The sequence below is a fragment of the Priestia sp. P5_B4 genome (assembly GCF_056400385.1).
The window spans coordinates 1-1,936 of sequence record NZ_JBFULJ010000727.1 but is presented as its reverse complement, the minus strand read 5'-3'; the positions used below and the strand labels follow the sequence as shown (position 1 = coordinate 1,936).

Here is a 1,936-nt window from a genome sequence, read left to right as displayed (position 1 = left end):
TATCAGCTCCAGCCATAAACGCCCGGTCGCCCGCTCCTGTTAAAATGATTGTAATGACATCAGGATCTTTACTAAGCTCTTCATACGTTTCTTCAAGCTGCTGCACAACAGTCTGGCTCATTACATTTAAAGGCGGGTTATCAATGGTTACAATTGCCGTTTTCTCCTCTTTTTCAACACGTACAAATTTTTTCATCATTACTTCACTCCTTGTGTGTGGTATGTGTAAAAACCTTTTCCTGTTTTACGTCCAAGCTCGCCTTTTTGAACTTTTTCTTCAATACACGCAGCTGGCTTGTCCTCTGGATCCCCCGTTTCGCTATAGCGCTGCTGCATCACAAAATATCCGACGTCAATTCCCGAGAGATCCATCAATTCAAAAGGACCGATCGGGTGATTGAGCGCTTTTTTGCAAATCGTATCAATGTCTTCAAAATCTGCGTATCCATTTTCATAAAGGAAAACGGCTTCTTTTTGCAACGCTCCTAAAATACGATTAGCAATAAAACCTGAGATTTCTTTTTTCAGAAGGACTGCTGTGCGATTAATTTGTTTGCAAACGTTCATTGTCGTTTGAGCTGTTTTTTCACTTGTCTTTTCACTCATCACAACTTCTACGCAGTCCRTTACAAGGGGAGGGAAAAAGAAATGCATGTTAACGATTTGCTCTGGACGGTTTGTTGCACTTGCAATAAGCGAGTTAACAATTGTTGAACTATTCGATGCTAAAATGGCGTGACTTGGTGCGTACTCATCTATTTCTTTAAAGACACTTTGTTTTACATCTAACTTTTCTACCACAGCTTCAATTACAAAATCAGCATTTGAAACCGCTTCCTTTAATGTGTTTGTAAAAGACAATCTTCGGAATGCGGCTTCCTTAGCCTCAGAAGAGATTTTTCCCTTATGAACCCACTTGCCTATAATTGCTTCCAGCTTGTCTTTTGCATCAATGAGTGATTGTTCATTCATATCTTGAATAATTGTTTCATATCCTCCGAGTGCACAAAGCATACCGATTTGATGTCCCATTTGTCCTGCTCCAATAACAGCAATACGCTGTATATCTTTACTATTCATGTTATAGCCTCCTTTTAATATAAAAGGAGAGAAAGAGCTTATACTTTCCCGCCTTTTACGAGCACTGTCTACCCCAGCAGCTACTATGACTCAATACCTTTCATCAGCATCTTATAAAAAATAGCCGCAACTTCTCGATCTGTCTTTTCACCATCTGGCTGAAACCAAAAATAGCTCCAATTTGTCATTCCTAATATGCCTAGCGTCACGATATCTGAAGGCAAATCTGAACGGAACTGCCCTGCTTCCATGCCTTTTTCAATAATTTCCTGTACGTTTTCTTTAAAACGATCGCGCTTTGGAATGATTTGTTCTAAGTGTTCTTCACTCAAATGACGCATCTCTCGAAAAAACACTTTAGCTCGAAGACCTTCTTTCTCAATATCATGAACAAGTTTAAAAATAATGCTGTGAAGCTTTTCTGGATAAGATGTTGTCTTATCTGCAAGAATCGTCTCTTGGTTTTCTATTAATCTTTCAATATATTGAAGGTGAATATCCATTAAAAGCTCTTGTTTGCTTTTAAAATAATAATAAAACGTTCCTTTTGTGACGTTTAATTCATTTACAATATCTTGAATCGACGTTTCTTTGAAACCTTTTTGAGCAAAAAGCTGAATGCTTCGTTCCATCATCAAATCTTTCATCGTCAAACCCTCTCTGTCTTTTCTCATTTTCACAAATTATACCATGGCTTAGAGGGAGCTTTTGAAAAAGTTTGTTTATGTTCAGCTTATTTACGTCGTTTCTTTCACCACTTCTTCTCGTAGTGCCCGTCGCAAAATTTTTCCTACATTGGTCTTAGGAAGCTCAGCGCGAAACTCAAAGATTCGCGGGATTTTGTAAGCTGCAAGGT

The 1,936-nt window shown here is 38.4% G+C and carries 3 protein-coding genes; all 3 read right to left on the bottom strand.

Annotated elements, in window-relative coordinates; genetic code table 11:
- A partial coding sequence (locus AC1DRF_RS25230; RefSeq protein WP_477741984.1) for an enoyl-CoA hydratase-related protein occupies positions 1-196 on the bottom strand: 196 nt, incomplete at its 3' end.
- 2 nt (positions 197-198) lie between these two features.
- Positions 199-1,080 (bottom strand): 3-hydroxyacyl-CoA dehydrogenase family protein, encoded by an 882-nt coding sequence (locus AC1DRF_RS25225; protein WP_477741983.1) that lies wholly within the window; start codon positions 1,078-1,080, stop codon positions 199-201.
- 83 nt (positions 1,081-1,163) lie between these two features.
- Positions 1,164-1,727: a TetR/AcrR family transcriptional regulator gene (locus tag AC1DRF_RS25220; protein WP_025751919.1), complete on the bottom strand. Its 564-nt coding sequence runs from the start codon at positions 1,725-1,727 to the stop codon at positions 1,164-1,166.
- Positions 1,728-1,936 lie beyond the last annotated feature (209 nt).

Bases quoted from the DNA above. Each gene is read 5' to 3' on its own strand.
- AC1DRF_RS25220 (WP_025751919.1), bottom strand. From the start codon at position 1,727: ATGAAAGATTTGATGATGGAACGAAGCATTCAGCTTTTTGCTCAAAAA.